General features: G+C 35.6%; 19 protein-coding genes and 4 tRNA genes. 16 read left to right on the plus strand and 7 right to left on the minus strand.

The window, feature by feature from the left end:
* The first annotated feature begins 713 nt into the window (after window positions 1–713).
* Window positions 714–2,342: a hypothetical protein gene (locus tag ACT3CE_RS17790; RefSeq protein WP_444711117.1), complete on the plus strand. Its 1,629-nt coding sequence runs from the start codon at window positions 714–716 to the stop codon at window positions 2,340–2,342.
* Window positions 2,343–4,255: 1,913 nt separating this feature from the next.
* Here ACT3CE_RS17790 and ACT3CE_RS17795 read toward each other — a convergent pair.
* Window positions 4,256–4,339: transfer RNA gene (locus ACT3CE_RS17795), tRNA-Leu, on the minus strand.
* A 149-nt stretch (window positions 4,340–4,488) separates the two neighbouring features.
* On the opposite strand from ACT3CE_RS17795, the gene ACT3CE_RS17800 reads away from it, so the two are divergent.
* The 5 genes from ACT3CE_RS17800 (at window position 4,489) to ACT3CE_RS17820 (ending at window position 8,222) form a co-directional block, all read left to right on the plus strand.
* Window positions 4,489–5,037 carry a hypothetical protein gene (locus tag ACT3CE_RS17800; protein ID WP_444711118.1) on the plus strand — a complete coding sequence of 183 codons (549 nt, stop codon included), beginning with the start codon at window positions 4,489–4,491 and terminating at the stop codon, window positions 5,035–5,037.
* Between the two features lie 172 nt (window positions 5,038–5,209).
* Window positions 5,210–5,656, plus strand: coding sequence for a thioredoxin family protein (locus ACT3CE_RS17805; RefSeq protein ID WP_444711119.1), 447 nt, complete (start codon window positions 5,210–5,212; stop codon window positions 5,654–5,656).
* A gap of 7 nt (window positions 5,657–5,663) precedes the next feature.
* Window positions 5,664–6,710 carry an FAD:protein FMN transferase gene (locus ACT3CE_RS17810; RefSeq protein WP_444711120.1) on the plus strand — a complete coding sequence of 349 codons (1,047 nt, stop codon included), beginning with the start codon at window positions 5,664–5,666 and terminating at the stop codon, window positions 6,708–6,710.
* Window positions 6,700–6,927, plus strand: coding sequence for a DUF4266 domain-containing protein (locus ACT3CE_RS17815; RefSeq protein ID WP_444711121.1), 228 nt, complete (start codon window positions 6,700–6,702; stop codon window positions 6,925–6,927). Before ACT3CE_RS17810 ends, ACT3CE_RS17815 begins: the two co-directional genes overlap by 11 nt.
* Before the next feature lie 17 nt (window positions 6,928–6,944).
* Complete coding sequence (locus tag ACT3CE_RS17820) at window positions 6,945–8,222, plus strand: DUF3570 domain-containing protein (protein WP_444711122.1); 1,278 nt, start codon at window positions 6,945–6,947, stop codon at window positions 8,220–8,222.
* Window positions 8,223–8,348: 126 nt separating this feature from the next.
* On the opposite strand, the gene ACT3CE_RS17825 is transcribed toward ACT3CE_RS17820, so the two are convergent.
* The 4 genes from ACT3CE_RS17825 to ACT3CE_RS17840 all read right to left on the minus strand — a co-directional run bounded on the left by ACT3CE_RS17825 (window position 8,349) and on the right by ACT3CE_RS17840 (window position 11,296).
* Window positions 8,349–8,421, minus strand: a tRNA-Gly gene (locus ACT3CE_RS17825).
* A 262-nt stretch (window positions 8,422–8,683) separates the two neighbouring features.
* Window positions 8,684–8,756, minus strand: a tRNA-Gly gene (locus ACT3CE_RS17830).
* A gap of 61 nt (window positions 8,757–8,817) precedes the next feature.
* Window positions 8,818–8,890 (minus strand) — tRNA-Gly (locus ACT3CE_RS17835).
* 192 nt (window positions 8,891–9,082) lie between these two features.
* The gene (locus ACT3CE_RS17840) at window positions 9,083–11,296 is read right to left on the minus strand and encodes a S9 family peptidase (RefSeq protein WP_444711123.1); all 2,214 of its coding nucleotides are present in this window, start codon (window positions 11,294–11,296) and stop codon (window positions 9,083–9,085) included.
* Window positions 11,297–11,690: 394 nt separating this feature from the next.
* Between ACT3CE_RS17840 and thrS the strand changes: the two genes are divergently transcribed.
* From thrS to ACT3CE_RS17875, 7 genes are all read left to right on the plus strand, one after another.
* A complete protein-coding gene (gene thrS, locus ACT3CE_RS17845; protein ID WP_444711124.1) occupies window positions 11,691–13,643 on the plus strand; it encodes a threonine--tRNA ligase in 1,953 nt (650 codons plus the stop codon).
* A 21-nt stretch (window positions 13,644–13,664) separates the two neighbouring features.
* Window positions 13,665–14,216 (plus strand): translation initiation factor IF-3, encoded by a 552-nt coding sequence (infC, locus tag ACT3CE_RS17850; RefSeq protein WP_320120730.1) that lies wholly within the window; start codon window positions 13,665–13,667, stop codon window positions 14,214–14,216.
* A gap of 42 nt (window positions 14,217–14,258) precedes the next feature.
* The gene (gene rpmI / locus ACT3CE_RS17855; protein ID WP_425593783.1) at window positions 14,259–14,447 is read left to right on the plus strand and encodes a 50S ribosomal protein L35; all 189 of its coding nucleotides are present in this window, start codon (window positions 14,259–14,261) and stop codon (window positions 14,445–14,447) included.
* A 92-nt stretch (window positions 14,448–14,539) separates the two neighbouring features.
* Window positions 14,540–14,893, plus strand: a complete 354-nt coding sequence (gene rplT / locus ACT3CE_RS17860; protein ID WP_444711125.1) for a 50S ribosomal protein L20 — start codon at window positions 14,540–14,542, stop codon at window positions 14,891–14,893.
* 271 nt (window positions 14,894–15,164) lie between these two features.
* The gene (gene dapB, locus ACT3CE_RS17865) at window positions 15,165–15,878 is read left to right on the plus strand and encodes a 4-hydroxy-tetrahydrodipicolinate reductase (protein WP_444711126.1); all 714 of its coding nucleotides are present in this window, start codon (window positions 15,165–15,167) and stop codon (window positions 15,876–15,878) included.
* Between the two features lie 35 nt (window positions 15,879–15,913).
* Window positions 15,914–17,302 carry a signal peptidase I gene (lepB, locus tag ACT3CE_RS17870; RefSeq protein ID WP_444711127.1) on the plus strand — a complete coding sequence of 463 codons (1,389 nt, stop codon included), beginning with the start codon at window positions 15,914–15,916 and terminating at the stop codon, window positions 17,300–17,302.
* A gap of 168 nt (window positions 17,303–17,470) precedes the next feature.
* Complete coding sequence (locus tag ACT3CE_RS17875; protein ID WP_444711128.1) at window positions 17,471–18,118, plus strand: WbqC family protein; 648 nt, start codon at window positions 17,471–17,473, stop codon at window positions 18,116–18,118.
* On the opposite strand, the gene ACT3CE_RS17880 is transcribed toward ACT3CE_RS17875, so the two are convergent.
* Both ACT3CE_RS17880 and ACT3CE_RS17885 read right to left on the minus strand, forming a co-directional pair.
* Window positions 18,104–18,541: an NUDIX domain-containing protein gene (locus ACT3CE_RS17880; RefSeq protein WP_444711129.1), complete on the minus strand. Its 438-nt coding sequence runs from the start codon at window positions 18,539–18,541 to the stop codon at window positions 18,104–18,106. The genes ACT3CE_RS17875 and ACT3CE_RS17880 overlap by 15 nt on opposite strands.
* A 62-nt stretch (window positions 18,542–18,603) precedes the next feature.
* Window positions 18,604–19,404 (minus strand): C40 family peptidase, encoded by an 801-nt coding sequence (locus ACT3CE_RS17885; protein WP_444711130.1) that lies wholly within the window; start codon window positions 19,402–19,404, stop codon window positions 18,604–18,606.
* Between the two features lie 190 nt (window positions 19,405–19,594).
* Here ACT3CE_RS17885 and ACT3CE_RS17890 point away from each other — a divergent pair, with 190 nt between their 5' ends.
* The 3 genes from ACT3CE_RS17890 to ACT3CE_RS17900 all read left to right on the plus strand — a co-directional run bounded on the left by ACT3CE_RS17890 (window position 19,595) and on the right by ACT3CE_RS17900 (window position 26,164).
* Window positions 19,595–21,727, plus strand: coding sequence for an HD family phosphohydrolase (locus ACT3CE_RS17890; RefSeq protein WP_444711131.1), 2,133 nt, complete (start codon window positions 19,595–19,597; stop codon window positions 21,725–21,727).
* A 282-nt stretch (window positions 21,728–22,009) separates the two neighbouring features.
* Window positions 22,010–23,665 (plus strand): dipeptidyl-peptidase 3 family protein, encoded by a 1,656-nt coding sequence (locus ACT3CE_RS17895; protein ID WP_444711132.1) that lies wholly within the window; start codon window positions 22,010–22,012, stop codon window positions 23,663–23,665.
* Between the two features lie 108 nt (window positions 23,666–23,773).
* Complete coding sequence (locus ACT3CE_RS17900; protein ID WP_444711133.1) at window positions 23,774–26,164, plus strand: TonB-dependent receptor plug domain-containing protein; 2,391 nt, start codon at window positions 23,774–23,776, stop codon at window positions 26,162–26,164.
* Window positions 26,165–26,240: the final 76 nt, after the last annotated feature.

Here is a 26,240-nt window from a genome sequence, read left to right on the forward strand (position 1 = left end):
ATTCAAATTACAAATGTCACCTCCAGATACAGCTTCGCCCCTTCAGTCCCATTTTGGTCTTTGGTCTGTTTTATTTTTCTCTTAACTTTATTATCGATAGATTTTTAAATACTAAACAAATATTTAAAACATCACTCTACTCCTTCCATCCCCTAAGTCTGAAAAGAATAGTTTACAAAGATAAAAATACCAGTTCAAATAATACCAACAACCTATTTTTATTGATTATAGGGCTCTTTTATCAGACTAAACTATTATTCGAACCTGTCAAGTTTATCTTTTAAAAGATTTACATCTTTTAAAGCATGGAAAAACCTGGTAAACATATTAATGTTTCATAATCAACATAAATAACACCAACAATCACTAGTCATTTATCAAGCATCCTGTTATATTACTCATTAAACAAGATCACATCTAATACTACACATATTTCGATTGAAAAATTCAGCAGAAATCAATTGTTTTTTCTAAGTTACATAACATTATCATGAGAATATCAGATCTACTATTCTTATTATTTAATAAAACTCATATTTCAGGAAGTGAAATAGAAAAAATAGCGTCTAAAAAAGGTGCAGATACAACCCTTTTAATCCAAAAAAATGGTAACAGAAAACATATTTATGAACATTGATCAATAATATGCAATAAAAAGTATTATTTTGATTACTTTAGAAAAATCCGAACATACAATTTTAATCTTGCTTATTATGAATTTTAAAAACATCATTCTTATATTCATTTTTTCTCTGTTCTGTATTCCTCAAACAGATGCTCAAAAATTATTATCCGTTAAAAAAAGTGAGTTTGTAACTGCCAGTGATAAATCTCCGCTTGCTTATTCCAAAATTAAAAAAGCAATAGATTTATTCGAGGAGGATGCCAATTCAACAGATCAATGCATTGCTCTGTTTTTAGAAGCTTACAAGAACAACAAAGGCAATGCAGAATTAAATTACAATCTCGGAATTTGCTATCTATTTAGTAATCAGAAAGAAAAATCTACAAAATATCTCGAGACAGCCTACCAGCTTAACCCTATGCTAAGTAAAGACCTTTGTTTTTATATCGGGCTTAGCTATCAGTACCGGTCGGAATTTAATAAAGCCATTGAGCTGTTTAATAAAAACATCGAAAATGAGATTAAAATAAAAGGAGAAAAAAATAAAAATCTGATTGAACTCTGTGAAAAACATATTAATGAGTGCAGAAACGGCATTCACCTGCAATCATTACCTGCAAGCTATAGCATTAGCCTGTTAAACGATAAAGTGAATTCCCGATTCAATGATCTTAACCCCGTAAAAGTAGATCATGTGTTTTATTTTAGCTCACAGCGAAAATTAAATTCAAGTAGCAAGTCTATCGAAAAAGTATATTCAGTAAGCACCGATCAGGATGGTTTCCAAGATGTTAAAATAGAGAACATTCCCTTCGATGAGATTCTAAATGTTGCCCTGGTTGATTGTATCGGAAACAACACCTTCGCTTTTTATGCCGGTATTGATAATGGCGGAGATATCTACACGGCCGAAAAAAAAGACAACAAATGGACTGCTGTAAAAGCAATAAAAGGGGTCAACACCCTATCGTCGAGAGAGGCTTCGGCATGCATTGCTGGCAATGAGCTTTACTTTGTGAGCGACCGAAGTGGCAGCTACGGAGCATGTGACATTTTTTTCTGTACTAAAATAAAAGGCGGAAACTGGTCGGTTCCTAAAAATATAGGCCTGCACATCAACACCCCGTTCGACGAGGCCGATGTGTTTGTTACCAAGGACGGAAAAGAACTATTCTTTAACTCGAAAGGCCACAACAGCATGGGTGGATATGATATTTTTAAATGTGAGCGTCTGCAAAATGGTGGGTGGAGTGATCCGGTAAACATGGGCGCTCCCGTGAACAGTCCATACAATGACATACAATATTTTAAATCGGACGATGGGGAAGCTTTTTTCTCTTCGGAACGTGGTGCTGGTGGATATGATATTTATAGTACCGCAAAAATTGTGAAGCCTGCAAAAGAAACTTTACTTGCCAAGGAAAAACCAGCCCCAAAAAAGTTAGTGCCACAAGCTCCTAAGCAAGTAGCCCCTGAGTTAATCTACAGAATTCAGATTCTGGCCTGTAAAAACGCGGCTCCTGCCGAGGAGTTGTACAAAATCTATTCGGGCAATGAAGTAATCGCTCATCAGTTTCTTTCCGGATGGCACAAATATGCAATCGGACAGTTTAAAACCTACCGTAAGGCTGAACAATTTAAAGATTCCTGTGGTGTTTCTGGTGCATTTATTGTTTTGTTTAAAAATGGGGAGCCTATTGATTTAAGTAGTTTGTAAAGAGGGCAGCGTTCTGCCAGGATTTACTTGTTACTTGTTACTTGTTACTTGTTACTTGTTACTTGTCCTCATTTCCTCTGTCTTTGCGAGGCGGAGGAACGAGGCTGCGGCAATCTGTTTATTTTCTTATGCTTGCGATTATTTTCTCGATGTTTATGATTACTTTACCTGGCAGTGCTTGATCTACGACCTTTGACCTTTGACCTTCGACCTTTGACCTTTGACCTTTGACCTTTAATTTTCTTTCTTGTCCTCTAGCCGGACGGGCTTTTTAAACTTTTTTCTTGATAAAAAAGTTACAAAAAATCAAGACTACGCCAATCGGTGACCCATCACGCTTTAAAGGCTAAACAGAATAATATTCGCTCGTTCCTCACTCATGGGATTCTGTTTTTAACGCCTTCTGCAGCTATGGGTTCCCCACCTGCTTTGGCAATGTCGGAAAATAGCCGCCAGAAATTATTAATTCTTCATTATTAATTAGCAGTCAGCTTCCCGGCACTTCGGGATTAGATTTTGGATTTTTGACCTTTGACTTTTGACCTTTGGACTTTGACCTTTGACCTTCAATTTTCTTTCTTGTCCTCTAGCCGGACGGGCTCAAACTTTTCCATTGATGAAAAGTTTGCTACCGAACGAAGAGAGATCATGAACACCCGTGAAAATTATTATTGTGAATAACAATCTTCCGCGCAGATAAAAGATCTAAAAATCAGATCTCTTCGCTAAAACCTGAAACTCGTCCTTTTAGTCTTTCATTCTTCAAGCCTAACGTTACTCAAACACGTCAGGTTTCTTTACGCTACTTTTTTCTGATTTTCTTAACGCTCTTTTCCTGATGCGGGTCCTAAGCCGCTAGCATTCGTCATGCTGAACTTGTTTCAGCATCTCCTGCTTTGGCAATGTCGGTCTGCCCTGTTTCGGCTTTTTAATTCTTAATTACTCATTATTAATTACTCTTTGTCCTCATTTCCTCTGTCTTTGCGAGGCGGAGGTACGAGGCCGCGGCAATCTGTTCTTTATTTTCTAGTGTCGATAATTATCGGGATTTACTCTTATGGTTACTGTTTTGGCAATGTCGGAAAATAGCTGCTGGAAATTATTAATTACTCATTATTAATTTCCCTTTGTCCTCTAGCCGGACGGGCTTTTTAAACTTTTTGATTCATTTATAATTTTCACGGGTATTCATAATCTCTCTTCGTTCGGTACTTGATAAAAAAGTTACAAAAAATCAAGACTACGCCAATCGGTGACCCATCACGCTTTAAAGGCTAAACAGAATAATATTCGCTCGTTCCTCACTCATGGGATTCTGTTTGTAACGCCTTCTGCAGCTATGGGTTCCCCACCTGCTTTGGCAATGTCGAAAAATAGCCGCCAGAAATTATTAATTCTTCATTATTAATTAGCAGTCAGCTTCCCGGCACTTCGGGATTAGATTTTGGATTTTTGACCTTTGACTTTTGACCTTTGGACTTTGACCTTTGACCTTTGACCTTTGATTTTCTTTCTTGTCCTCTAGCCGGACGGGCTTTTCATTTTTGGCTTGACCCAAAAACGAAACAAAAAGGTCAAGACTACGCCAATCGGTGACCCATCACGCTTTAAAGGCTAAACAGAATAATATTCGCTCGTTCCTCACTCATGGAATTCTGTTTTTAACGCCTTCTGCAGCTATGGGTGCCCCACCTGCTTTGGCAATGTCGAAAAATAGCCGCTGGAAAATTTTTAATTCTTCATTATTAATTAGCAGTCAGCTCCAAGCTTTCGACTTTTCAAGACTTTTTTGACTTTTACACCCTTTTACCTTTACACTTTTCCACCTTTGGACTTTCGATTACTCATTATTAATTAAAAAAGCGCTTATTCCGTTAAGAATAAGCGCTTTATTTTATCTGCCGATAAAGGGGTGCCCAAATCGGGACTCGAACCCGAACAACCATAAGGTCACCAGCCCCTCAAGCTGGCGCGTCTACCAATTTCGCCACCTGGGCAAGGGAGAGCAAAATTAACAAAAAAGTAAGAATTGCAAAACATATTCAATCGATTGAATAAAAAACATTGATATTAGAAAATTAATTTCTCCTGAAATCTTTTCTATAAAAGCATTCATTATATCTTTGCAGGCAAATAAAAACTACAGATGGCAGAACAGAAAAAGGACTACACTTATCTTGATCAGATTGCATTGCAAACTGAAAAATGGACCGAACTAGATAAAAATGAAATACAGGTTATGGCTTTCAGAACCTTCTTTTTATATGGCGAAAGTCGCAATAAGAAAATGATTCCTACCTTATTTCGCATGTATGAATTTTTGTCTGCAAATACCAGCAGCGAAGAACGTACGAAACTGCTAACGGCACTCAGTGCCATTGTCCGAAAGAAAAACCCCAAAGCCATTCTGGCATTGTTTCCTTTTATTCAGGTCGAAGAAGATGGCAGAATCATACGTGCAGCCAGTCAGTTTTTTGTAAATCTTTCTGTTCTTTCGAATAAGGAGTTTCACTCGGGAACCAATATTTTAATCGAACTCATTAAAGATGCTCCTGCCGACAGAAATTCGGCTTTTATTATTCTTGGCTTAACCGATATCGGCAATCAGAAAATTGATCAGATGCTGCAATCTGTCAAACAAATTTTAAGCTCGGAAGTGATCAGTATTTTATACAATCATGGCGTAGAACTATAGAATTAGGAATTATTAGTTTAAACGATACATTCCGGCTCTTAATCTATATATACATATAGTTTTTTACATATTTTAACGCTTACAATAGTTCAAATTAAATATTTATTTTTAGATTTGATCTAAATAACAGCTCTTGCTGTTTCATCTATTAACAAATATATAATTTGGATTTATGAAGAAATTCTTACAAATAAGCCTGTTCTTATTTGCTATTTTTAGCATCGCGCCTCTTACTCTTTCGGCTCAGAACAGCCTCGAAAAAGCATTAGAGCAAGCCAAAGAAGAAAACAAAACTATTTTTATTAATTTCTCGGGATCAGACTGGTGCAGAGGATGCATTCTCCTAAAAAAAACAATACTGAACACCGATGAATTTGAATCTTTCGCCAAAAAAGAATTAATTGTACTGGACGTAGATTTTCCCAGGCTGAAAAAAAATCGCTTAGCCAAAGAGCAAGTTGAATACAATGAGCAATTGGCCGCCAAATACAATAAAAAAGGACAATTCCCTACCATTGTGCTAATGAATCAGGATGGCAAGGTCTTAGGAAAAACCGGATATAAAAAATTGAGTCCTTCTGAATACATCCAACACATTAAATCAATTATTAAACAATAACAACAGAATGAAAAATATCATTCTCAGTATTGGATTATTGCTTGGATTTCTATCCAGTGCGATGGCTCAAAGCAAATCATATACCGAAGTATTACTGCTAATGGGCTCACGCTTCGAAATTACAGCAGTAAGCACCAATCAGGAAAAAGCCAAAGTAGCCATACAAGCGGGGATTACAGAAATCAAAAGAATAGAACAATTAATATCATCCTGGGACGAAAACTCTCAGACCTCTGAGATAATCCATAATGCGGGAATAAAACCCGTTAAAGTCAATCAGGAATTATTCAACTTAATTCGCCGGAGCAAAAAAATATCGAACTTAACACATGGAGCTTTTGATATCAGCTATGCTTCAATGGATAAAATTTGGAAATTCGACGGAAGCGTAAACAGCCTGCCCAACCCGGCGGATGTTGCTGCCTCTGTTTCAAAAATTAATTATAAAAATATTATTCTTGATAAGGACAACACAAGTGTTTTCTTAAAAAACAAAGGCATGAAAATAGGCTTTGGCGCCATTGGGAAAGGTTATGCTGCCAATAAAGCCTTAGAGCTAATGTCGAAAATGGATCTTGATGGTGCTTTGGTGAATGCATCGGGCGATCTTATTAGCTGGGGAAAAGATGAAGGTGGCAAAAGCTGGAGAATTGGAATTTCAAACCCCAAAGAAAAGAATCATATTTTTTCCTGGTTAACTATCGACGAAACAGCGGTTGTTACTTCGGGAAATTATGAAAAATTTATCTTGATAGATGGAGAGCGCTACAGCCATATTATTGATCCGCGAACCGGATATCCCGTTAAGGGCTTAAGCAGCGTAACTATTATATGCCCCAATGCCGAACTTGCCGATGCTTTGGCCACCTCGGTTTTCGTATTGGGAAAAGAGGACGGATTAAAACTTATTAATAAACTAAAAGGAATTGAGTGTATTATGGTGACCGATGATCAAAATATGATTACCTCAGACAATTTGAAACTGGAATACCACAAGGCCAATAATATATCAAGTAAACATCAAATACAGATTGGAGAAACCAATGAAAAATAGAAGAAAACTAAACCTGCTGCTCATGGGCTTTTTAGCCATGATAGCGCTAAACAGCTGTGTTTCGGTTGCGGCCTACCAAAAAGCCTATCTTAACGATTCCGAAATGGCACTGCAAGCAAAAAAACTAGAAGTCTACGAAACTAATTTTCAAGCCTACAGAGAAGGTGCCGCAGGTGCCAATGGAGGAAAATCGGGAGGAGGATGCGGATGCAACTAAAGACATTTTACACACTAATGATGCTGTTATCAATATCATTATACAGTTCGGCTCAGACCGATAAAAACAGCATAGACGACAAAGAGGAAGACAGTCTTAAAAAAGTAAAAACGAAAAAATCGCCCGAAGATTTTAAGGATACAGAGGTGAATTTTTTGCTTAATTACTATGAGCAGGATGGCGACCACTCTCCCGTTACCGGGGGACAAGGAACTGAGGAACTGGATAACGTAGCTCCAAGCTTCGTGGTTCACATTCCCATGGATTCACTATCGAGTCTGGATTTAAATTTTGGTGTCGACATTTACTCGTCGGCTTCGACCGATAATATTGATTATTTCGATACTGAACATAAATCATCTGCTTCAAGTATGGATGCACGAGCACACATCAACGCTTCCTATTCTCACAAGCTTGCCAAATCGGGTAACGATTATAGCTTCCTTGCCGGATTTTCGAGCGAGTACGATGTAAGCTCCTTTAACTTTGGAGGTTCGTACACCTTTAACTCTAAAGATCAAAACCGTTCTGTAACGCTTGATGCTTTATTTATGAATGATAGCTGGGATTTATTATATCCTTATGAGATCAGAGAGAAACCAGAAAAACAAAGCATTACCGACGACACAAGAACAACTTTAAAATTTGGTTTGTCTTACTCACAGGTAATCAACAAGCGCTTACAAGCCCTGTTTTCGGCCGAGGTGGTTTCACAAAGCGGATTGCTGTCCACTCCTTTTCACCGGGTATTTTTCGATAATGCCAGTGGCATGAATATTTACGACAACATGAGCACTTTAAGAGAGCTGAGTAATGTGGAACACCTGGACGACAATCGTCTAAAAATTCCTGTTTCGATGCGTTTTAATTATTATGTAAGCGATTTTATGCGATTGAAAACTTTCTATCGTTTTTATACCGATAGCTGGGGAATTACTGCTCACACAGCAAGTGTTGAGTTACCAATGATGCTTTCTTCCTCGTTTATTGTATCGCCTTTTTTCAGGTATCACACACAAACTGCGGCTGATGATTTTTACGAATTTGGTGAGGCAAGTGCAAGTAACACGCCTGAATTTTATACCTCCGACTACGATTTATCGGATCTTAACAGCTATAAAATTGGTTTAGGATTACAGTACTCTCCAGTAATGGGAATTGGGAATTTTAAATCTCCATTCCGAAAAAATAAAAGCGCACAATTTAAAAGTATTGGTTTGCGTGCAGCTTATTACGACAGAAGCGATGGCTTAAATGCCTGGTTGGTAAGTTTGAATTTTGGCTTTACCTTCTAAAATTATATTATCATAGATTTTAATAGCTTGCCTTCGGGCAGGCTTTTTTTTTGATTTTAGCACAAAAAAAACCACCCCATTAAAAAATGAAGCGGCCATGTAATGCTTGTACAGTAATAATTCTTGAGCGAGAAACGAGACTCGAACTCGCGACCCTAAGCTTGGCAAGCTTATGCTCTACCAACTGAGCTATTCTCGCATATTATTATACCTCTTGCTCTATCTAGCGATAGCTATCGGGATAAGTTATTCTCACATTTTCCCTTTTTTTATACATTGCTATACGACAAAAGCGATGACTTATACACCCGACTGGTGAGTATTAATTTTCTCTTTACTTCCTAACATATTAAAATAAGCTACTTTTTTTGGGTAGCCTGTTTGTAAAGATTTTTTCAATAAAAAAACCGCCCCATTTAAAATGAAGCGGCCATGTAATGCTTGTACAGTAATAATTCTTGAGCGAGAAACGAGACTCGAACTCGCGACCCTAACCTTGGCAAGGTTATGCTCTACCAACTGAGCTATTCTCGCATTTTCCTTTTTATTATTACTCTAAAATTGCTGACAAAGGAAAAACTCAACAATTTTTTCGAGCGAGAAACGAGACTCGAACTCGCGACCCTAACCTTGGCAAGGTTATGCTCTACCAACTGAGCTATTCTCGCATATTTGCTAAAGCTTGTTCTAAACTTTTGCGATGCAAATATAGATAATCCAGCCTTTCTGGCAAGTATATTTTGCAAAAAAGTTTAAAAAAAATCTGTCAGCACCCCCTAATTTTCTGAGTATTTGCACAAAAGAAAAGAGGAAAAATTTTACAATTCTTCCTCTATCCTCTTTAATTAGATCCAATCTCCCTATAAATTCTCTTTTAAAAATTTATTGAAACGCTTGTACAAGTGTAATCTTGTATTTCCACCATAAATACTATGGTTTCTATTGGTATAAATTTGCATTTCGAATTGCTTGTCGGCCTGTACCAATCGTTCCGAAAGTTCATAAGTATTTTGTATGTGAACATTATCATCGGCAGTACCATGACAAAGCAATAAGGAACCTTTTAACTTGTCAACATGATTAATAGGAGAATTATCGTCGTAGCCCTTGGCATTTTCCTGAGGAGTTCTCATGAACCTTTCAGTATAAACCGAATCGTAATATCTCCAGTTGGTAACAGGAGCAACAGCAATGGCGGCAGCAAAAACATCATTTCCTTTCTCCAGACAAAGCGAAGACATAAAGCCACCATAACTCCAGCCCCAAATGGCAAGTCTGTTTTCATCAATATAAGCCTCTTCAGCAAGAGCCTTAGCAGCCGCAATCTGATCATCAGACTCTAGTCTTCCCAGTTGCATGTAAGTACATTTACGAAATTCCTGTCCTCTGGCTCCCGTTCCTCTTGGGTCTACACAAGCAACAACATATCCTTCCTGTGCCAGATACTGATACCAATCGAAACTCCAGCTGTTCTCAACACTCTGCGAATTGGGTCCGCTATACTGCGTAATCACTAAAGGATATTTCTTTGAGGAATCGAAATTGTACGGCTTAATGATCCAGGCATTTAGCATGGTCATACCATCGGCAGAAGGCAGCATGGTAAATTCTTTGGGATTGTATTGATAATTTTTCAGCTTCTCAATCAGTTCATTATTGTCTTCCAGAACACGAATCTGTTTTCCTTTGTAATTGTAAAGGCTAACTCTATTGGGCTGTTTTACGCTGGAAAAATAGTTAATGTAGAACTTATAACCTTCGCTAAAAACCGTTCTGTTGGTTCCTCTTTCAGGAGTTATTAGTTTTTTACCAGTCCCATTTAATTTTATGGAATAGGTATTTCTTTCCAAAGGAGAAATTTCAGCAGCTTCATAATAACATACTTTCTTGTTTTCATCAAAACCTAAGAAATCTGTCATATCCCAATCGCCCGAGGTAATTTGCTGAACCGCTTTTCCGGTAGCCATATCATACAAATACAAATGGTTAAAACCATCATCTTCACTTGCATAAATAAATTGCGTTCCATTGTCCAGAAAAGTCAGGAAATCAAAATTTCCTTCTTCTACGTAGTATTTATTTTCCTGGGTGTACATCACATCCGATTCGCCTGTTTTTGCATTCGACAATAAAAGCTCCAGTTTGTTCTGCAGGCGATTCAACCTGTAAATGCTAAGCATTTTTGGATTTTTAGACCATTTAATTCTTGGGATATACTGATCTTTATCCTCACCCACATCCATTTTTTTAGTGATCCTATCTTCAATATTGTAAACCCATACACTAACTTCAGAATTCTTTTCTCCTGCTTTTGGATATTTGTAGGTATAATTCTCAGGATACAAAGCATTTTCTTTAACCTGTGGATATTTACCTTCGAACTTATTCATATTAAACATTCGCACCTGACTTTCATCAAATTTCATGTAAGCTAAAAATTCACTGTCGGGCGACCATGCAAATGCTTTATTAAATTCAAATTCCTCTTCGTAAACCCAATCTGGAGTTCCATTCTGAATGGCATTAAACTCTCCATCTTTGGTGATCTTAATTTCAGATCCAAACAAAACATTATGAATAAAAATGTTGTTATCTCTTACAAAAGCAATCCTATTTCCGTTGGGCGAAAATGTAGCCAAACGTTGCTTCCCCTTCTTCGAAAGAGGAACTAACTCTTTATTTTTAAAAGTAAACACAAAATAATCGGCAGTGAAAGATCTTCGGTAAATTCTTTCGGGATTACTCATCAGTAAAATTCTCTTCTCATCGGAGCTAAACTCATACTCACTAATATTTTTAATCTCGGCCTCTTTAAATGTACTTAAATCGAGCAGCGTTTCAACCTTTTTGCCAGTCGCAAAGCTGTATTTTACAATCTTGGTACCTGCTTCTTCCAGTGTTGTGTAATGGATACCATCCTTCATTGAGCGTAAACCATATACCGATTTGGAACTGAATGTTCTATTCTGCATCAAATCTTCCATGCTAATTTTTTTCGCATTTTGCTGTGCGAAAGTAAAAGCCGAAAAACACAAGACAAAAGCCAGGGCAAGTATCTGTTTAAAATTCTTCATAATAGTTGAGTTATTTTGCAATTCGTATCGTTTGTTATTCTAAAGCTCAAAGATTCGACTTTTTTTAGAGAAAAGAAAAATTTAATAGCTGATATAAATCAATAAATATTCTCATCAAAGGCAAATAAGCAAATACAGCAGCCTAGTTTAAACATATTTTATTGATAAGAATAAAGCTTTCCACATAAATCTTTAGAATAAGAAAACATTGCCTGTTAATTTAAGCTTTGCTTTATAAGAAAATTATATCTTTGTGAATTGAATTTCAGGATAACAGATTTTTGCCGAAGAAAAATTCGTCAGGAGTGAATGATTTAATTCTGAAGTTCATATTTTCTATTTTAGTATATCATGCCGGTTTGTAGCGGTGTGAATAAAAATTTAAAACAATAGGATGATTAAAATTACATTTCCGGATGGAACAGTAAAAGAATTTGAAGCTGGAATCTCAGGTCTTGAGATTGCTAGAAGCATTTCTAATCGATTGGCAAAAGAAGTTTTGTCTATTAGCGTTAATGAGCAGTTGTATGATCTTACACGTTCGATTAATGAAGATGCAAGCATTAAGCTTCACACATGGGATGATGAAGAAGGAAAGCATGCTTTTTGGCACAGCTCTGCTCACCTAATGGCTGAAGCATTAGAAGCTTTATACCCAGGAGTAAAATTTGGTATTGGCCCTGCTATTGACATGGGTTTTTACTACGATGTTGATTTAGGTAATGGTACTGCCCTTACGGATAAGGACCTTCCTAAAATTGAGCAAAAAATGATTGAACTTGCTCGCAACAAAAACGAATACGTAAGAAGCGATATTAGCAAACAAGACGCTCTTGCATTTTTCGGCGAAAAAAATGAACAGTACAAGCTGGAATTAATTAATGAGCTGGAAGATGGCACAATAAGCTTATACAAACAAGGAAACTTTACGGATTTATGTAGAGGTCCACACCTACCCAACACAAGTCTTATAAAAGCAATTAAATTAAACTCAATTGCTGGTGCTTACTGGAGAGGCGACGAAAAAAGACCACAGCTTACCCGTGTTTACGGTATTACTTTTCCAAAAAAGAAATTTTTGGATGAGTATCTGGAAATGATGGAAGAAGCAAAAAAACGCGACCACAGAAAATTGGGAAAAGAAATGGAATTATTTACTTTTTCACAAAATGTTGGTCAGGGAATGCCATTGTGGTTGCCAAAAGGAGCTCAACTTCGCGAAAGCCTAGAGAACTTTCTAAAGCGTGTTCAGAAAAAATTCGGATACGACCAGGTGATTACTCCACACATTGGTAACATTAACTTGTACAAGACTTCGGGTCACTACGATAAGTATGGCGAAGATTCATTTCAGGCTATTCAAACTCCTCAGGAAGGGGAAGAGTATTTGTTAAAACCGATGAACTGCCCTCATCACTGCGAGATATACAAATTTAAGCCTCATTCGTACAAAGATCTGCCAATTAGACTTGCCGAGTTTGGAACTGTTTACCGATACGAACAAAGTGGTGAACTACACGGTTTAACACGTGTAAGAAGCTTTACTCAGGATGATGCTCACATTTTCTGTACTCCTGATCAATTAAAAGATGAATTTAAAAAGGTAATTGATATTATCTTTATCATATTTAAAGCGCTTAATTTTAACGAATATGTAGCTCAGGTTTCTTTACGACACAAAGAAGACCACTCAAAATACATAGGATCGGAAGAAAATTGGGACAAAGCAGAAAAAGCAATTATCGAAGCTGCCGACGAAAAAGGATTGAAAACGGTTGTCGAATACGACGAAGCAGCCTTTTATGGTCCAAAGCTTGACTTTATGATTAAGGATGCAATCGGACGCAAATGGCAATTGGGCACCATTCAGGTAGACTACAATTTACCCGAACGATTTGATCTGGAATATGTTGGAAGCGACAATCAGAAACACAGACCAATTATGATTCACCGTGCTCCATTTGGTTCCATGGAACGTTTTGTAGCCGTATTGCTTGAACATACAGGAGGTAAATTCCCATTGTGGCTAACACCTGAACAAGCTGTCATCATGCCAATTAGCGAAAAATACAACGATTATGCGAAAAAAGTTTTAAATTCGTTAAATAATTCCGATATTCGCGCCGTATTAGATGATCGCAACGAGAAAATCGGACGTAAAATCCGTGATAACGAGTTGAAAAAGACCCCGTATCTTATCATTGTAGGAGAAAAAGAAGCAACTGAAGATACTGTTTCTGTACGCAGACAAGGAGAAGGAGACATGGGATCAATGACTATTACAGAATTTGCAGAATTTATTAATAAAGAAGTAGAAGGTCAATTATCTTCTATCGAGAATTACTAACTAAATAAGGAGGACCTAGCCATAGCTGGATTTCATCAAAGAAACAGAGGACCAAGAAAACCTCAAGAGGCTCAACACAAAATCAATAAGTTAATTAGAGCCCGTAGTGTTCGCGTTGTTGGAGACAATGTAGAACCAGGTGTGTATTCAATTTCGGAAGCATTAAAATTTGCTGAAGAACAAGAATTAGATTTAGTTGAAATTTCACCCAAAGCCGATCCACCAGTTTGTAAGATCATCGATTACAAAAAGTTTCTTTATCAACAGAAAAAGAAACAAAAGGAAATGAAGGCTAAAGCCGTTAAGGTTGTCGTGAAAGAAATTCGTTTTGGTCCAAACACCGACGAACATGACTACAATTTTAAACTTAAGCATGCTGAAAAATTTCTTAACGAAGGCGCAAAAGTGAAAGCTTATGTTTTCTTTAAAGGTCGTTCGATACTTTTTAAAGACAAAGGAGAAATCTTATTGTTAAAATTTGCTCAGGATTTAGAAGAGCTGGGAAAAGTAGAGCAACTTCCAAGATTAGAAGGAAAACGTATGACCATGTTCATTACACCAAAGAAAAAGTAATATAGTTTATATAATCAATAATTAGTTTGTACAATGCCTAAGATGAAAACAAATTGCAGCGCAAAGAAAAGATTTACTTTGACTGCATCTGGAAAAATCAAAAGAAAGCACGCTTTTAAAAGTCATATTTTGACTAAAAAAAGCACTAAAAGGAAGAGAAATCTTACCTATTTTGGAACTGTTAACAAAGCAGACCAGAAAAACGTTAAGTTAATGCTTAACATGTTGTAAGAATCAGTAATTGATTTTTTAAGTTTATTAACCGAGTGATTTAGCACCAAAGAGTCCTTAAATGGAACGCTAACATTCAAAAATTAGGAATTATGCCAAGATCAGTAAATTCTGTAGCTTCAAGAGCTAGAAGAAAAAGAATTTTGAAAGAAACCAGAGGTAACTTTGGTGCAAGAGCAAATGTTTGGACCGTAGCAAAAAACACCTACGAAAAAGGTTTGCAATACGCATATCGCGATAGAAAAAAGAAAAAAGGGAATTTCCGTGCATTGTGGATTCAGCGTATTAACGCTGCAGCTAGACTAGAAGGTCTATCTTACTCACAATTAATCGGTTTGATGCACAAAGCTAATATCGAAATTAACCGTAAGGTTTTGGCTGATTTAGCAGTAAATCATCCAGAAGCATTTAAAGCTGTAGTGGGAAAAGCACAAACAGCTAAATAATAGTACTATAAATTATTTACTTTGAAAAGGGATTGTGGTTCACAATCCCTTTTTTAATACAAAAATTTCAACCTCTTATTTGTGTTGATTATTGTGCATAAAAAGTAAGTTGTCGAAAAACACTACAATAATAGGAATCCATTGACTTAGTTCTGAATCGGATTTACTATTTTTGGAATCATAACTAGCAGGGAAACTATTATACCCATTGTAATATGATATTTTAATACGATTTATATTCACAATACAATTCCCAAAAAAATAACCACAAATGAAAATTGCATTAATAGGCTATGGTAAGATGGGCAAAGAAATAGAGCAAATTGCCATTAGCCGCGGACATAAAGTAGAATTAATTATTGATCAGGACAATCAAAATGATCTTTGTCCTGAGCATCTTAAAAACATTGATGTAGCCATCGAATTTACAAATCCTAATTCGGCCTACAACAACTATATAGAATGCTTTAAGGCTAATATCCCTGTTGTTTCGGGAACAACCGGATGGCTGGATAAAATGCCTGAAATAGAAAAATTCTGTAAAAAAGGAAAAGGCTTCTTTTATGCTTCAAATTTTAGTTTGGGAGTAAATTTATTCTTCGAACTAAATAAAAAGTTAAGCAAGCTAATGGCTCCATTTAAGGAATACAATGTTGATATGGAAGAAATTCATCATACCCACAAATTAGATTCTCCAAGTGGAACTGCAATTACTTTGGCCGAAGGAATAATCGATAATCATCCAAAAAAGGAAAAATGGATTGAAGCCACAAGTATGAAAGAAGATGAAGTGAGCATACTTGCCAAACGACATGGTGCTGTTCCGGGAACTCATGCTGTTACCTGGCATTCGGAAGTTGATGAGATTAGTATTCAACATCAGGCTTATAGCCGAAAAGGTTTTGCTTTAGGGGCTGTATTAGCAGCCGAATTTATGCCTAAAAAAGAGGGTTTTTATGGTATGAATGATCTTTTACAACTATAAAATAAAATATTAGAAAATCATTTAAAATAGATTGAATGAAAGACATACTAAGAAACAAATGGTTTAAATTTTCAGTGGCTTTACTTGTAGCATTACTGATGATTATCTGGATTGGTAATTACTGGCTAATTTTAGGCTTACCAATATTATTTGATGTTTACATCAGCAAAAAAGTACACTGGGCTTTTTGGAAGAAAAAAGGAGTTAAGAAGCAAAGTGCAGCTGTTGAATGGATTGATGCAATTATTTTTGCAGTTGTAGCTGCCACAATAATAAGAATGTTTTTTATTGAGGCTTACACAATTCCAACCTCATCGATGGAAAAATCCTTACTGGTTGGCGATTATCTTTTTGTAAGTAAAGTTGCTTACGGGCCAAAAATACCGAACACTCCCCTATCGTTTCCCTTTGCCCATCATACAATGCCGGGAACTACACAAACAAAATCGTACCTGGAATGGATCAATTGGCCTTATAAAAGACTGGCGGGTATCAACGAAATTAAAAGAAACGATGTTGTAGTCTTTAATTTCCCTGCCGGGGATACAATAATTGTGGGACAGGAAAATCCCGATTACTACTCGCGCATTAGAGGAATTGCTAACTCGGTAAAAGCTTCGGACATGCAAAAAGGCCGTGAACTGCAAAACGACGAAGCGTACAAAAAAATGGCCCGAAAATATTTGGCAGAGAATAATGAAATAAGATCAAGGCCTGTTGATAAAAGAGAAAATTATATTAAGCGCTGTGTAGCAATGCCTGGCGATACAATTTCCAGTATCGACGGACAAGTTTACATTAACGGGAAAAAGCAGGATAAGATTGAGGAAATGCAATTCAGATACCAGATTAGGACAAATGGCAGCCTCATAAATCCAAGGAAATTGGAAGAGATGAACATCACGAAAACCGAAATCGGACAAAGTGGATCAATCTATGAAATGCCCTTATCGGAGGCTAAAGCTGCCAAATTAGCTAAATTAAGCAATGTATCATCTATTGTTAAAATGACTTATAATGTTGGGGCTCCCGAAGATGTTTTTCCTTTTAGCGATCATTACAATTGGAACAGAGATAACTTTGGACCTTTAGTAATTCCCAAAAAAGGACAAACTGTAAAGCTTAATCTGGAAACTTTGCCTTTATACGAAAGGGTAATTAATGCTTATGAAGAAAATTCTTTATCGGTAAAAGATTCTACCATTTATATTAACGGCAAACCTGCAGATACCTATACGTTTGCAATGAACTATTACTGGATGATGGGTGACAATCGTCACATGTCTGCAGATTCTCGATATTGGGGATATGTACCTGAAGATCATGTGGTAGGTAAAGCTTCGTTTATCTGGCTTTCGCTGGATAAAAATAAAAGTGCATTCGAAAAAATCAGATGGGACAGAATATTTAAATGGATCCACTAATCTTCACAATAAAAAATTAGCAAAAAGACACCTTCTGGTGTCTTTTTCTTTTACCATGATTTTTGTAGTTTCGCACTGTTGTGATATCACAGTTTATTACGTTTTTTTTAAGGCATCTCTCTAAATAAATACCAGACAGATGGCGAGAATACATCTGATAATTTTAAAATGGAAAATACTCAGGCCTTACTGGCAACTTCATATTTTGCCCCAATTCAGTATTATTGCAAATTAATTCAATACAATAAAGTACTGATTGAACAATGGGAAAACTATTCTAAACAATCGTACCGAAACAGATGTAACATATACGGAGCTAATGGGGTACTGCCTTTGTCGGTTCCTGTGGAAAAAGCTACTCACAAAAAAATACTAACCAAAGATGTTAGAATTTCCTACGATACGAATTGGCAAAAACTACATTTAAAAGGCATTGAAGCAGGCTACAAATCTTCTCCCTTCTACGAGTATTACATTGACGATTTAGAGCGATTTTTCACACAAAAACATGAATTTCTTCTGGATTTTAACCTGGAAATTCAGGAAGAAATTTGCTCTTTACTGGAAATAGAATGTAATACGGTACTAACCGATGATTTTATTGAAGCCGAAGCCGATCATATTATCAATTACCGCGATTCAATTCATCCTAAAGCATCTAAAAATAAAACAGACCTTATGTTTGAGGCAAAACCATACACTCAGGTGTTTGGAGACAAACATGGTTTTCAGGCGAACCTTAGCATTTTAGATGTCCTGTTTAACCTGGGTCCCGATGGATTAAGCTATCTGGAATCCTGTTTAACAGATGCTTAAATGCTCTTTTAAGTCCTGCATAATTTGTTCGTGATCGAATGCCAGCTTAGGTAAACTATCAACTTTAATCCATTGGGCTTTTAATGCGTCATCCTCTCCCTTTACCAAGGGCAATACCGATGCTTCCATTTGAGCAATATAAACTACTGAGACCGTTCTGCCACGGGGATCTCGATTTACTGCACCATAAGTTTTGAACTGACTTAAGGTAATTCCCTCAAATCCGGTTTCCTCTTTTAATTCACGAAAAGCTGCTGTCTTCAGATCCTCATCCATATCAACGAATCCCCCCGGAAAAGCCCACATTTCTTTATAAGGATCGTTTCTCCTCTGAATTAATAAAACATATAGTTCGCCCCTGCATTTGCAAAATATTGCACAATCAACAGTTAAAGCGGGTCTTGGATATTTATAGGTGTACATGATGTGTGTGAATGAGTAATAGTTATAATACACATGTGCTATTATGTCACTTCCCGGGTATTCTATTTATCGCTACTAAGGATTCTTTTAATGACTCTAAGCTTGTGTGAATATCGTTTGGTATCTACATTAAAAATTCCCTGATGATCGACATTATCGATACGAACTTTTCCTGAGGCATGAATAATTTTATGCCTGTCCCAGATAATTCCTACATGAGTGATTCTTCCCTCTGCATCATCGAAAAAAGCCAAATCGCCTGGCAAGGCTTCTTCAACAAATGTTAAGGAGTTGCCTATTAAAACCTGCTGACTGGCATCGCGGGGTAAGCTTATACCATTTAATTTGTAAACAATTTGCGTTAATCCCGAACAGTCGATGCCATAAGGTGTTCGTCCACCCCACAAATAGGGGGCATTAAAATACTTTAAGGCCGCTTTGATAATAGAATCCCGAATATGATTTTCTAGTGAATTATCATTAACCTTTCCCTGATAAAAATATTTTTTATCGCCGATACTAAAGGATTTTTCCTGAGAATTACAAGATGGAAAAGAGCTTCCCGGAACAATTAATTTATTGGAGTAATCCTTCTCCTGATATACCAGATTAAAAGTATCATTGGCAATTGCAGGAATCGTATTTTCCAACTGCTGAAATGTGGATTCTGAAATCTCAGTAATCATTTTTGTATCAACCCATCCCTCATACTTATCGAATGCTAGTCGAACCTTACTCCAATTCTCTACTTCCTCGATAATCTCAAAATACTCACCAAACAATATTTGTGTGACCATCTCGCTTTTCTCTGCAGACTCATTTCGTACTGGAATAATACTTAAATCGGAAATGCCGTATTTCATTTATTTTTTGCTTATTGTTCGTATCAATCAAATATAAAAAATAAAATTATGTTTTTACTTCCTGTTTAATATATTTGCTTTTATATAATATGGGTAAAAGAAAACAATAATAATTTTTTAGCAAAAGATATTCGATTAATTTTATACAAGAATTTTAGTATTGGTAAAACCATATAAAACGAATAACTCAATGAACAAATATTTCAGGTTGATCCGTCAGAACCTAAATAACATTTATCGTTTTTCCATAACGGCAATTACCGTTATTCTAATAATAATGTTATTTCCGAATATTGGAAATTTTAAATACGAATACCAAAAGGGCAAACCCTGGATGCATGAGACACTTATTGCACCCTTCGATTTTTCAATTCTAAAAACAGAAAAGGAACTCAAGAGTAACCGCGATAGTATCCTGACTCGTTTCAGTCCTTTTTTTAAAACAGATACTTCGGTATATCCCCGAATAATGAAAAAGTTTGAATCTAATTTTGCTAAAAAATGGAACAAATTTGAGAAATCGTCGAGCTTTAAAGCTTTAAAATATTCAGCCAAAAGAAATGAGGCCGAAAAAATACTCACTCGCAATTATATAAAAACCAACTTATCTAATTTTTATCAGAAAGGCATTGCCGATCTGCAAAACGAACAGCAAAAATACAATTTCGAACTTCCTAAAACCATAAATAAATCGCTTAATAATATAAACGAACTTATAAGTGTTAATGATATTTTCTCATCACGTGAGGCTTATGAAACTTTAAACAATCAAATTAAAGAAGATTTTGAATCGGGTCTTTTTCAGGGTTTTATTCAAGATTTAAATATTGATTCTTATCTGGAGCCAAATTTATTCTATGATAAAGAGGTATCAGAACAGGTAAAAAGCAGCATGCTTTCGAATATTTCACTTACCAAAGGAAAAGTAGATTATGGAACACGAATTGTACTTCGAGGAGACATCATTAACGATGACACTTTTCTTATTCTGGAATCGCTAAAAAAGGATTATGAAAATATTTTAGGCTCCTCCCAAAACCACTATCTAATTCTGGCAGGACAGAGTCTTTTGGTAATATCCTGCATTGTTTTATTGTTTTTATATTTAAGAAATTTCAGGAGAAAAATTCTGCACGACAATAAAAAACTCCTCTTTATTTTTATGTTGGTTTTAATGTTTGTAGCCATTACTACTCTGGTTTTAAAATTCCCTAAAATTAACATCTATATTATTCCCTTTGCACTAATAACAATTGTGGTTCGAACGCTTATGGACAGCCGTACGGCTTTGTTTGTATTTATTGTTACAGTGTTAATTACCGGATTTTTAGCCCCAAATGGATTCGAGTTTGTATTTTTACAGATGTCGGCAGGTATTATGGCAATTTATAGCTTACCTCGCCTTGAACGACGGGGACAATTGGTACTCACAGGAGTTATTACCTTTATTACTTATAGTGTTGTGTATTTTGCTTTCGCGATAACTCAAATCAGTCATATTTCAGAACTCAGCTGGTTTAATTTTATGTGGTTTGCCATTAACGGACTGCTTCTTACTTTCTCGTATTCTTTAATTTACATATTCGAGAAATTATTTGGTTTTCTCTCTGATGTAACCCTTATAGAGTTATCTAATCAGAATCATCCACTTTTACGAGAGCTTACAAAACAATCGCCTGGTACTTTTCAACACTCTTTGCAGGTTGCGAATCTTGCCGAAGCAGCAATTAACCATATTGGAGGAAATCCTTTATTGGTAAGAACAGGTGCTTTGTATCACGACATCGGTAAAATGAAACATCCCATTTACTTTATCGAGAATCAGCTTTCAAACTCAAATCCCCATGATAATTTAGAATTCGATAAAAGTGCTCAAATTATAACCGATCATGTAAAATACGGTGTAAAAATTGCTAAAAAATATAAACTTCCTCAAAAAATAATCGACTTTATAGAGACGCATCATGGGGCTGGAAAAGTAATGTATTTCTATACCTCGTTCAAAAATAAATATCCGGATAAAGAAATTGATGAAGAAAAATTCAAATACCCGGGTCCTGACCCATTTAGCAAAGAAACTGCTGTTTTAATGATGGCTGATGGAATTGAAGCTGCTTCGAGAAGCTTAAAAGTAAAATCGCCGGAAAGCATTCGAGGATTAATTGATAGTATTATCGACAAACAGGTGAGCGAACATCGCTTTGCAAATGCTGATATTACATTTAAAAATATCAATGAAATTAAGGAAATATTTACCAATGCATTAATTAATGTTTACCATGCAAGAATAGAATATCCGGAAGAAAAAAAGAACAAAGATTAGATCCTAAGATCCAATAATAGAAAAGCAAGATTAGAAGACAATAAATGTCTTTACTAATCTTGCTTTTTTTTGCATCTATAAACCACCTAATAAGTTCACAAATAACGAATTGAATGAAACCTAGCTGCATCAATTCTATTTTTTTTTGGGTGGTATTTTTCGTAACTTATAAAGAGTGATTCGTTTCACATAAATTATAGAACACAAAATATTAATCAAGCTTTTTTTACATGTCCAATTGTTAAAATAATTTGCTTTATCATACACTTAAACCTTACTATTATGATGCGAAATCCCATTTTTTTATTTGGACTAATTATTTCGATCGCGCTAGCAGTATCCTGCCAGCCAGATAAAAAGGTAGAACAGAAAAAAACAGCCGATTCTGTAATGCAGCGAAAATTAGCCAACTATTCAAAAGTAAAACTATCAGCCGATCTTAATTCTCTCTCTGCACAAGAAATTAAAGTATTTTCGAACCTTATAAAAGCTGCAAATGCTATTGATAAAGTTTATTGGATGCAGGCATACGGCAATAAAGATTCACTTTTAAGTAAGATTAGCAATCAGGATATGAAAGAATATGCCATGATTAATTACGGTCCCTGGGATCGTTTGGATGGCTTCACATCTTTTACAGATGACTTTCCACCCCGACCACTAGGAATTGGATTCTTCCCCTCTGATTTAAATCAGGAAGAATTTTTTAATCTTACTGACGACAACAAATACAATCCATTTACAATTATTAAACGTGATAAGAAGGGCAACTTAAAAGTTATTCCCTATCGCAATGCTTTCAAAGCTGAATTAAACAATGCTGCAAGCTACCTCAATACAGCGGCAGAATTAGCTGAATCAGAAGAATTTAAAATCTATTTACAACAAAGAGCTAAAGATTTAGTATCTGATAATTTTGAAAAAAGCGACTGTTTATGGTTGAAATTAAATGACAGTTCTCTCGATTTTATTGCCGGACCTATTGTAAATAGTGAGGATCATCTGTTATGGACAAAATATTCCTATGGAGCATTTATTCTTTTGAGGAATAAGGAATGGACAAAAAAGACAGAAAAATACGCTTCCCTACTTCCCTTCTTACAAAAAAACTTACCTGTTAACGATAAATTTAAATCTGAATCAAATATCAGTGAAGCAAATATTGTGATATACGATGTTCTTTACAATTCGGGTTATTGCAATGCTGGAAACAAATTAATCGGTCTGAACCTTCCAATTGGAAACAATCATATTAAATGTGGAACCAGAAAAGTGCATTTTAAGAATGTAATGCAGGCAAAATTCGACAAAATTCTTATGCCTATCAGTGCACTGGTGATTGATGAAAAACAAAAAAGAAATGTAAATTTTGATTCTTTCTTTTTAAATACAATTTTCTATGAGATAAGCAATGAACTTGGAATTTCAAATACCATTAACGGAAACGGAGATGTAAAAGATGCTTTAAAAGAACATTCCAATGTAATTAACGAATTAAAAAATGATGTTTTAAGAATGTATCTACTAAATCAGGTTCATGAAATGAGACAACTGGAAAATATCAATATGCTTGAAAATTACGTAACCTATATGGCCGATGTATTTAGATCGATACGATTTGGTATTACCGACTCTCAAGGAGTTGCCAATATGATTCGATTCTACTATTTCGAAGAACAGGAAGCCTTTAAGTATAACTCAAAAACCGGCACCTATAAAATTAACGATTACAAAATGAAAAAAGCCATAGAATCTCTTACCAAACTTGTATTAGAAATACAAGGCAATGGAGATTATGCTGCCGCCGATCGATTAGTTAAAGACAAAGGTTTTATTCGAAATGATTTGCTTCAGGATCTATATCGAATTCAAAGAGCCAGAATTCCAAAAGATTTAATTTATGATCAGGGCGAAAAAGCAATTATAACAGAAAATTAACTCATTTATATATTCTAAACCTTAGGCATCTTAAGAGATGCCTTTTTTTTATATTCTGATTAAAATATTTATCATACATTTGAGCTAGTTAAAAAAAATAAACTACAAATGACTCGCTACCTACTCTTTACTCTTTTGATGCTTACCGGACATGTAGGCTTTAATCAGCTTATTAAAGTTATTGATTCTGAAAACAAAACGCCTATCGAAAATATTTATGTGTTTGATTCACATAATTCTACTTTAACAAATAAAAAAGGAAAGGCTGATATCTCCGACTTTTCGAGAACGGAAACAATTTTCCTGCAGCATCCATCCTATCGGAATATCCAGATTACTTTTAAAATAGTAGAGGAACAAGCATTTATAATTGAGTTAGAATCAAGTATTTTTCCAATAGGGGAAGTTCTTATTTCGGCAAATAAATGGGAACAAAATTCTTCTGAGATCCCTTTAAAAATAGTACAAATAAAAGAAGAGCAAATAAAAAATAGTACGGCTCAAACCTCGGCCGATTTACTAAAAACATCGAAACAAGTTTACATTCAAAAAAGTCAGTTAGGAGGAGGAAGTCCTATGATTAGAGGATTTTCGGCAAATCGTGTTTTACTGGTACTCGACGGTGTTCGATTAAATAATGCAATTTACCGAAGCGGAAACCTACAAAATGTCATAAGCATAGATCCCAATAGTTTGGAATCGGCCGAAGTAATTTTAGGGCCTGGTTCTATAATTTATGGAAGCGATGCTATTGGTGGTGTAATGGATTTTCATTCGCTTACACCAAAATATTCCACCTCTAGTAAGACGAACATTAAATTGACATATAAAAATCGTTATTCGTCGGCTAATCATGAAATTATGAATCACGCAGATTATAATTTCGGAAAAGAAAAGCTAAGTTTTGCGGGTAGCTTTTCCTATAGCGATTTTAGTGATCAAAAAATGGGTAGTCATGGGTCTGAGGATTATTTGCGTAAGGAATATGTGCTTAGAGAAAATAATATCGACAAGATCATAAGCAATTCCGACCCTGAAAAACAAAAATACACGGCTTACAATCAGTTTAATACGGTTCAGAAAGTAAGATATAAAGCTTCGAAGAATCTGGAACTACTTTACGGATTTCATTACACCACAAGTTCTAACATTCCTCGTTACGATCGATTAACTCAATATAATAATGAGAATTTAAAGTATGCCGAATGGTACTATGGTCCACAGAAGCTACAATTACACAATTTACAGATTAATAACAGTACGAAAAATAAGTTCTACGATTCCTTTAAGATAAATACGGCATATCAAAACTATGAAGAAAGCCGACACGATAGAAAATTCGGTTCTGATTCGAAAAGAAACAGATTTGAAAAACTAGATATCTACTCGGTTAATGTAGATGCAGAAAAGAAAATATCTACCAAAACTCACTTTTTTTATGGTTCGGAATGGACCCTCAACAAACTAAACTCAGAAGCTTATGCTACTGATATCACCACAAAAAAAAGCGAAGAAATTGCTAGTCGTTATCCTGATGATTCTAAATATTCCAGTCTTGCCTTTTACTCCAATTTTAAGTGGAAGATAAATAATGAATGGACACTGAATACAGGGATTAGATATTCTCATGTCTGGATTAATTCGCAACTTGACAACAGTTTTTATGATTTTCCCTTTGAGAGCCTTAATTTATCGACCGGAGCAATAAACGGGGGACTTGGAATTGCTCATCAGTCTGCGTCAGGCTGGGGATTAAAAATAAACGCAACTTCGGGCTTTCGAGCACCCAATATCGATGACATTGGAAAGGTGTTTGATTCGGAACCCGGAAAAGTTGTGGTTCCTAACAATAAGCTTAAGCCTGAATACATTTACAACTTCGAATTTAGTGTTAATAAAAATTTTGCTCAGGTTCTTTTTGCTGAATTCAATGCGTTTTACTCGTTTTTAGATCAGGCAATGGTTCGTGATGATTATTCGTTTAATGGAAAAAACACAATGCTTTACGATGGTGTAGAGAGTGAAGTTCAAGCAATTGTAAATACCGATAATGCAAAAGTTTGGGGTTTTAACCTAAATACAATAGTAAAATTAAACACGCATCTTACTGCCGATGGAAATCTTAACCTTACCTACGGTGAATATAAAGATGGTAGTCCGGTTCGTCATGTTCCACCTTTTTTCTGCTCATTCGATATAAAGTATCAAACAAAACAACTTAAATCTAAGCTTGAATTGGAGTACAACGGAGAAATTAGCTATAAAGATTTAGCAACTACCGAAAAGGACAAGGCCTATCTTTATGCAAAAGATAAAAATGGTAATCCTTATTCTCCGAATTGGCTAATCCTTAACTGGAAAAATTCTTATTTGTTAAGCAGAAAACTTAATCTCAATTTCGCTATCGAAAACATCTTTAACAAGCGCTACAGACCTTATTCATCAGGAATAAGTGCAATGGGTAGAAATTATGTTTTTGGGCTTTCTTATTCGCTATAATCAGCATTTACTTCTATCTTCTTTTCTATAATTGATCAAAGAAAGTAACAATAATAAGCTTATTCCTGATTATAAA

It is taken from the genome of Marinifilum sp. RC60d5 (assembly GCF_052400665.1).
In the GTDB taxonomy this organism is placed as follows: domain Bacteria; phylum Bacteroidota; class Bacteroidia; order Bacteroidales; family Marinifilaceae; genus JBQTGK01.

Coding starts and splice junctions, on each gene's coding strand:
- ACT3CE_RS17790 (WP_444711117.1), top strand. CDS start 714: ATGAATTTTAAAAACATCATTCTTATATTCATTTTTTCTCTGTTCTGT.
- ACT3CE_RS17800 (WP_444711118.1), top strand. CDS start 4,489: ATGGCAGAACAGAAAAAGGACTACACTTATCTTGATCAGATTGCATTG.
- ACT3CE_RS17805 (WP_444711119.1), top strand. CDS start 5,210: ATGAAGAAATTCTTACAAATAAGCCTGTTCTTATTTGCTATTTTTAGC.
- ACT3CE_RS17810 (WP_444711120.1), top strand. CDS start 5,664: ATGAAAAATATCATTCTCAGTATTGGATTATTGCTTGGATTTCTATCC.
- ACT3CE_RS17815 (WP_444711121.1), top strand. CDS start 6,700: ATGAAAAATAGAAGAAAACTAAACCTGCTGCTCATGGGCTTTTTAGCC.
- ACT3CE_RS17820 (WP_444711122.1), top strand. CDS start 6,945: ATGATGCTGTTATCAATATCATTATACAGTTCGGCTCAGACCGATAAA.
- ACT3CE_RS17840 (WP_444711123.1), bottom strand. CDS start 11,296: ATGAAGAATTTTAAACAGATACTTGCCCTGGCTTTTGTCTTGTGTTTT.
- thrS (WP_444711124.1), top strand. CDS start 11,691: ATGATTAAAATTACATTTCCGGATGGAACAGTAAAAGAATTTGAAGCT.
- rpmI (WP_425593783.1), top strand. CDS start 14,259: ATGAAAACAAATTGCAGCGCAAAGAAAAGATTTACTTTGACTGCATCT.
- rplT (WP_444711125.1), top strand. CDS start 14,540: ATGCCAAGATCAGTAAATTCTGTAGCTTCAAGAGCTAGAAGAAAAAGA.
- dapB (WP_444711126.1), top strand. CDS start 15,165: ATGAAAATTGCATTAATAGGCTATGGTAAGATGGGCAAAGAAATAGAG.
- lepB (WP_444711127.1), top strand. CDS start 15,914: ATGAAAGACATACTAAGAAACAAATGGTTTAAATTTTCAGTGGCTTTA.
- ACT3CE_RS17875 (WP_444711128.1), top strand. CDS start 17,471: ATGGAAAATACTCAGGCCTTACTGGCAACTTCATATTTTGCCCCAATT.
- ACT3CE_RS17880 (WP_444711129.1), bottom strand. CDS start 18,541: ATGTACACCTATAAATATCCAAGACCCGCTTTAACTGTTGATTGTGCA.
- ACT3CE_RS17885 (WP_444711130.1), bottom strand. CDS start 19,404: ATGAAATACGGCATTTCCGATTTAAGTATTATTCCAGTACGAAATGAG.
- ACT3CE_RS17890 (WP_444711131.1), top strand. CDS start 19,595: ATGAACAAATATTTCAGGTTGATCCGTCAGAACCTAAATAACATTTAT.
- ACT3CE_RS17895 (WP_444711132.1), top strand. CDS start 22,010: ATGATGCGAAATCCCATTTTTTTATTTGGACTAATTATTTCGATCGCG.
- ACT3CE_RS17900 (WP_444711133.1), top strand. CDS start 23,774: ATGACTCGCTACCTACTCTTTACTCTTTTGATGCTTACCGGACATGTA.